General features: G+C 58.9%; 5 protein-coding genes and 1 pseudogene. 5 read left to right on the forward strand and 1 reads right to left on the reverse strand.

The genetic code is table 11. The features are described from left to right. Positions 1-188: 188 nt before the first annotated feature. Together moeA and moeB are read left to right on the forward strand one after the other, a co-directional pair. Positions 189-1,421 carry a molybdopterin molybdotransferase MoeA gene (moeA, locus tag APU11_RS04975; RefSeq protein ID WP_045901364.1) on the forward strand — a complete coding sequence of 411 codons (1,233 nt, stop codon included), beginning with the start codon at positions 189-191 and terminating at the stop codon, positions 1,419-1,421. A gap of 1 nt (position 1,422) precedes the next feature. Further along, positions 1,423-2,175, forward strand: coding sequence for a molybdopterin-synthase adenylyltransferase MoeB (moeB, locus tag APU11_RS04980; protein WP_029882870.1), 753 nt, complete (start codon positions 1,423-1,425; stop codon positions 2,173-2,175). Between the two features lie 62 nt (positions 2,176-2,237). Here moeB and fsa read toward each other — a convergent pair whose 3' ends face one another. Beyond that, positions 2,238-2,900: a fructose-6-phosphate aldolase gene (fsa, locus tag APU11_RS04985; protein WP_029882869.1), complete on the reverse strand. Its 663-nt coding sequence runs from the start codon at positions 2,898-2,900 to the stop codon at positions 2,238-2,240. Positions 2,901-3,028: 128 nt separating this feature from the next. Here fsa and APU11_RS04990 point away from each other — a divergent pair, with 128 nt between their 5' ends. The 3 genes and pseudogenes from APU11_RS04990 to APU11_RS28740 all read left to right on the forward strand — a co-directional run. Beyond that, complete coding sequence (locus APU11_RS04990) at positions 3,029-3,928, forward strand: glycyl-radical enzyme activating protein (protein WP_058650663.1); 900 nt, start codon at positions 3,029-3,031, stop codon at positions 3,926-3,928. Positions 3,929-3,932: 4 nt separating this feature from the next. Continuing rightward, on the forward strand, positions 3,933-6,365 hold the full coding sequence (locus tag APU11_RS04995; RefSeq protein ID WP_045901360.1) for a formate C-acetyltransferase/glycerol dehydratase family glycyl radical enzyme: 2,433 nt from the start codon (positions 3,933-3,935) through the stop codon (positions 6,363-6,365). A gap of 105 nt (positions 6,366-6,470) precedes the next feature. Continuing rightward, a pseudogene (locus tag APU11_RS28740) lies at positions 6,471-6,688 on the forward strand (IS4 family transposase); the annotation flags it as partial.

The following is a 6,688-nucleotide window of genomic DNA, read 5'->3' on the forward strand; positions in this document are numbered from 1 at the left end:
TCGCCTCACCTGTCAGCCTGCATGGCGGCTTTTTCTATAAATATCATTATCGTTGATGATTCTTCAGATAATTTTTGAATATAGAAAGACGCAACTGCGATGTAAAGGGTACTCATGGTGGGTCATACAGTTAGCCGCACTTTTCTGCCATAATGAGCGCTTTCGTTGTTACTGTGCTGGAGCCCACTATGGATTTTACCGCCGGACTGATGCCGCTTGAGACGGCACTCACGCAGATGCTGGACCGACTTTCCCCGCTGCACGACGTAGAGACGCTGCCGCTGGCGCGCTGTTTTGGTCGTATTGCCGCACGCGACATCATTTCCCCGCTTAACGTACCGGGGTTTGATAACTCAGCGATGGACGGTTACGCGGTACGCCTGGCGGATCTCCAGACGGGTCAGGCGCTGCCTGTCGCAGGAAAAGCCTTCGCCGGTCAACCGTTTGACGGAGAATGGCCTGTGGGCACCTGCGTGCGCATCATGACCGGCGCGCCGGTTCCCGCAGGCTGCGATGCGGTGGTGATGCAGGAAGAGACCGAACAGACCGCTGACGGCGTGCGCTTTACCGCCAGCGTCAAAGCAGGCCAGAACATCCGCCGCACCGGCGAAGATATTGCTCTTGGCGCAACGGTATTCGCTGCGGGGCAGAAGCTGACGGTGGGTGAACTGCCGGTGCTGGCCTCGCTCGGTATCGCGGACATTGAGGTGATCCGTCAGGTGCGCGTCGCGCTCTTTTCTACCGGTGATGAACTGCAGCTTCCGGGCCAGCCGCTGCAGGACGGGCAGATTTACGACACCAACCGTCTGGCGGTACACCTGATGCTGGAGCAGTTGGGCTGTGAAGTGATCAACCTTGGCATTATTCCTGATGACCCGGAAAAACTGCGCGCCGCCTTTATTGAGGCAGACAACGCGGCCGACGTGGTGATCAGCTCCGGCGGTGTTTCGGTGGGTGAAGCGGATTACACCAAAACCATCCTGGAAGAGCTGGGTGAAATCGCCTTCTGGAAGCTGGCCATCAAGCCGGGCAAACCGTTCGCTTTTGGCAAGCTTAAGCACAGCTGGTTCTGCGGCCTGCCGGGTAACCCGGTCTCTGCCGCCCTGACCTTCTACCAGCTGGTGATCCCGCTGCTGGCGAAGCTTTCGGGCAACCGTGCCAGTCCGCTGCCGGTACGCCAGCGCGTGCGTGCCGCTACGCGCCTTAAGAAATCCCCCGGTCGTCTTGATTTCCAGCGCGGTATTCTGACGCGCAACGCGGAGGGCGAGCTGGAGGTGAGCACCACCGGCCATCAGGGTTCGCACATTTTCAGCTCCTTCAGCCAGGGCAACTGCTTTATCGTGCTGGAGCGCGAGCGTGGCAATGTGGAAGCAGGCGAATGGGTTGAGGTGGAGCGCTTTAACCACCTGTTCGGAGGCTAAGATGGCGGCGGAACTGAGCGATGAAGAGATGATGCGCTATAACCGCCAGATTGTCCTGCGCGGTTTTGATTTTGAAGGCCAGGAAGCGCTCAAGGCGGCCAGCGTGCTGGTCGTCGGCCTGGGCGGTCTGGGCTGCGCCGCCGCGCAATATCTCGCCGCGGCGGGTGTGGGCAAGATGACGCTGCTGGACTTTGATACCGTGTCGGTGTCAAATCTGCAGCGCCAGACGCTGCACAGCGATGCGACACTCGGCCAGCCGAAGGTGGACTCTGCCCGCGCAGCGTTAACGCGCATCAACCCCCACGTTCAGTTCACGCCGATTAACGCGATGCTGGATGACGAGGCGTTATACGCGCAAATCGCAAAGCACGATCTGGTGCTGGACTGTACTGATAACGTCGCCATCCGCAACCAGCTAAACGCCGGCTGTTTTACCCACAAAACGCCGCTGGTTTCTGGCGCGGCAATCCGCATGGAAGGACAGATCAGCGTCTTTACCTATGCTGAAGGCGAACCGTGTTATCGCTGTCTGAGCCGCCTGTTTGGTGAGAATGCGCTCACCTGCGTCGAGGCGGGCGTGATGGCGCCGTTAGTCGGCGTGATCGGGTCACTGCAGGCGATGGAAGCGATCAAAGTGCTGACCCGTTACGGTACGCCAGCGGCGGGGAAAATTGTGATGTATGACGCAATGACCTGCCAGTTCCGCGAGATGAAGCTGATGCGTAATCCGGGGTGTGAGGTGTGCAGCGGTTAAACCTCGTTGCGGCCTGATGCCCTCACCCCGGCCCTCTCCCACCGGGAGAGGGAGATAACGCGTCAGAGAGCCGTCCGTCCAAACGCCCCCTGCCAGTCCTGCTCAAACTTCACGATCGCCGCATCCACCGCCGGAGAGGTAATAAACTGCTGCGCCACGTCCAGCGGCAGCGTGATGGACTCACAGCCGGCCAGCAGGCAATCCAGCGCCTGACGCGGGGTTTTGAAGCTCGCCGCCAGTACTTTTGATTGCGGGGCATGCAGCGTCAGCAACTGCTGTAATTCCACAACGGTCTGGATCCCGTCTCCGCCCTGCGCATCCACGCGGTTAACGTAAGGCGCGACATACTCTGCCCCCGCCAGCGCGGACAACATCCCCTGTGCGGCACCATATACCGCGGTCCCCAGCGTCGGGATCCCTTCTGCTTTCAGCATTTTGATCGCCGCCAGCCCTTCCGCCGTCACCGGCACTTTCACCACCAGGTCGTTAATGATGGCACGCAGCTTACGCGCATCGTCCACCATGCCTTCGGCGGTCGTGGCCATCACCTGCGCGAACAGACGGCCTTTGCCACCCAGCGCGTCGTGCAGTTCTGGCAGCAGAACCTCAAGCGGCGTTTTGCCTGCCGCCACAATGCTGGGGTTGGTGGTTACGCCCGCCAGCGGGAAGATGCGTGCGAGCTTTTTCACTGCCGCAACGTCAGAAGTGTCGAGATAAAGTTCCATGATGTCGCCCTCAATTTTAGCCTGCACTTACCCTATCACGACAAAACCTGCTCAGGAGTTGACCTGCATCAAGATAACTTTCATTCGAAAGTAATTTAATCTTCATATGCAAGATGAGAGGCAAAATCATGATCTTCAATATTCAGCGTTACTCTACCCACGATGGCCCCGGGATCCGTACCGTGGTGTTCCTGAAAGGCTGCTCGCTGGGCTGTCGCTGGTGCCAGAACCCGGAAAGCCGGGCCCGCACGCGGGACGTGCTGTTTGATGCACGTCTTTGCCTGGACGGCTGCGATCTGTGCCAGCAGGCGGCACCGGGCTGTATCGAACGTGCGCTGAACGGGCTGGTCATCCACCGTGAGAAGCTAGACGAACAGACGCTCACGGCCCTTACGGACTGCTGCCCGACACAGGCGCTCACCGTGTGTGGTGAAGAACGTCAGGTGGAGGAGATCATGGCGACCGTCCTGCGCGATAAGCCGTTTTACGACCGCAGCGGCGGTGGAATCACCCTCTCCGGCGGCGAGCCGTTTATGAACCCCGATCTGGCACTGGCGCTGTTTAAAGCCAGCCATGAACAGGGTATTCATACCGCCGTCGAAACCTGCCTTCACGTGCCGTGGCACTATATCGCGCCTTCACTACCGTATGTCGATCTGTTCCTCGCCGACCTGAAGCATGTGGATGCAGAGGTGTTCAAACAGTGGACGGACGGCTCGGCAAAACGCATCCTGGACAACCTGAAACGCCTGGCGGCGGCCGGGAAAAAAATCATCATTCGCATGCCGCTGATCCCGGGCTTTAACGCCGATGAAGCCTCTGTTACCGCCATTACCAATTTCGCCGCCGACGAACTGAACGTTCGCGACATTCACTTTCTGCCGTATCACACGCTGGGCATGAACAAATACACACTGCTCGGCCAACCCTACTCTGCCCCTGACAAACCGCTGGATAACCCTGCGCTACTGGACTTTGCACAGCAGTATGCCTGCCAGAAAGGGTTAACCGCGACCTTACGAGGATAAAACGATGACTACCCTGAATCTCAACACCCTCAGCGAGCGCATTAAAGCGCACAAAATGGCCCTGGTGCATATCGTGAAGCCGCCGGTCTGTACCGAGCGCGCGCAGCACTACACTGAAATGTACCAGCAGCATATGGATAAACCGATCCCGGTGCGTCGCGCGCTGGCCCTGGCGCATCATCTCGCGCAGCGCACCATCTGGATCAAACACGATGAGCTGATCGTCGGTAACCAGGCAAGCGAAGTGCGCGCCGCGCCGATCTTCCCGGAATATACCGTCTCCTGGATTGAGAAAGAGATTGACGATCTGGCGGACCGTCCCGGCGCGGGCTTTGCGGTCAGCGAAGAGAATAAGCGCGTTCTGCATGAGATCTGCCCGTGGTGGCGCGGCCAGACGGTACAGGATCGCTGTTACGGCATGTTCACCGACGAGCAGAAAAGCCTGCTGGAAACCGGCATTATCAAAGCCGAAGGCAACATGACCTCCGGCGATGCCCACCTGGCGGTAAACTTCCCGCTGGTGCTGGAAAAAGGGCTCGACGGCCTGCGCGCTAAAGTGGCCGAGCGCCGCTCGCGCATCAACCTGACGGTGCTGGACGACCTGCACGGCGATCAGTTCCTGAAAGCGATTGATATCGTGCTGGAGGCGGTAAGTCTGCATATCGAACGTTTTGCAGCCCTGGCGCGTGAAATGGCGGCTACCGAATCCCGCGTCAGCCGCCGCGACGAGCTGCTGGCGATAGCGGAAAACTGTGACGCGATTGCCCATGAACCGCCAAAAACCTTCTGGCAGGCGCTGCAGCTGTGCTACTTCATTCAGCTTATCCTGCAGATTGAGTCCAACGGCCACTCCGTGTCGTTCGCCCGCATGGATCAGTATCTCTACCCGTACTACCGTCGCGACGTAGAGCTGAACCAGAGCCTTGACCGCGAGCACGCCATCGAGTTGCTCCACAGCTGCTGGCTGAAGTTGCTGGAAGTGAACAAGATCCGCTCCGGCTCGCACTCCAAAGCCTCCGCAGGCAGCCCGCTGTACCAGAACGTCACCATCGGCGGTCAGAAGCTGGTCAACGGTGAGCCAATGGACGCCGTCAACCCGCTCTCTTACGCGATTCTGGAGTCCTGCGGTCGTCTGCGCTCCACCCAGCCAAACCTGAGCGTGCGTTATCACGCAGGGATGAGCAACGACTTCCTCGACGCCTGCGTGCAGGTGATCCGCTGCGGCTTCGGCATGCCGGCGTTCAACAACGATGAAATCGTGATCCCGGAATTCATCAAGCTCGGCGTAGAAAAAGAAGATGCGTACGACTATGCCGCCATCGGCTGCATCGAAACCGCCGTTGGCGGCAAATGGGGCTACCGCTGCACCGGCATGAGCTTTATTAACTTCGCCCGCGTGATGCTCGCCGCGCTGGAAGGCGGCCGCGATGCCACCAGCGGGAAAGTGTTCCTGCCGCAGGAGAAAGCGCTCTCTGCCGGTAACTTCGGCAATTTCGACGAGGTGATGACGGCCTGGGATACCCAGATCCGCTATTACACCCGTAAATCCATCGAGATTGAGTATGTCGTGGACACCATGCTGGAAGAGAATGTCCACGATATCCTCTGCTCGGCGCTGGTGGATGACTGCATCGAGCGGGCGAAAAGCATCAAGCAGGGCGGCGCGAAGTATGACTGGGTCTCCGGCCTGCAGGTGGGGATTGCCAACCTCGGTAACAGCCTGGCGGCGGTAAAGAAACTGGTGTTCGAGCAGGGCGTCATCGGTCAGCAGCAGCTGGCGGCGGCGCTGGCGGATGACTTCGACGGGCTGACGCACGAGCAGCTGCGTCAGCGTCTGATCAACGGTGCGCCGAAGTACGGCAACGATGACGACAGTGTGGACATGCTGCTGACCCGTGCTTATCAGACCTACATTGACGAGCTGAAGCAGTATCACAACCCGCGTTACGGCCGTGGCCCCATTGGCGGTAACTACTACGCGGGCACATCCTCCATCTCCGCAAACGTGCCGTTTGGTGCAGCGACAATGGCGACTCCGGACGGACGCAAAGCGCACACCCCGCTGGCGGAAGGCGCCAGTCCGGCCTCCGGTACCGATCATCTCGGTCCAACGGCAGTAATCGGCTCCGTGGGTAAACTGCCGACCGAAGCGATTCTTGGCGGCGTGCTGTTAAACCAGAAGCTGAACCCGTCAACGCTGGAAAACGACAGCGACCGTCAAAAGCTGATGGTGCTGCTGCGTACCTTCTTCGAGGTGCATAAAGGCTGGCATATTCAGTACAACATCGTCTCACGCGAAACGCTGCTGGACGCGAAGAAACACCCGGACCAGTATCGTGACCTGGTGGTACGCGTCGCAGGCTACTCGGCGTTCTTCACCGCCCTGTCGCCGGATGCACAGGACGATATCATTGCGCGTACGGAGCATACGCTGTAACGAAGTATCCCCTCTCCCTTGAGGGCTGAGGGTTCCCCAGAAAAATGAAAAGCACGATGAAGTGTGATCTACTGGTTGCGCTAACAAATCAGAAGAGACCTCATCGTGCCTTTACAGACAGTCTGCCAGAAATTTTTCTCCGCGTCTTTACCGGACGTTCACAGCTTCCGGATTAATGTCCTTGTTTCCATGGCCGTTGCCCTCACGCACGGTGCGGATCTGACCCTGACCAGCCTTGGTCGCACTCTTCCCGGCAGGGCGCACGTCAAAAATAAAATTAAACGTGTTGACCGTGCCCTGGGTAATACCGCCCTTCACCGGGA

This window comes from Enterobacter sp. 50793107, from assembly GCF_001463365.1.
GTDB lineage: Bacteria > Pseudomonadota > Gammaproteobacteria > Enterobacterales > Enterobacteriaceae > Enterobacter > Enterobacter cloacae.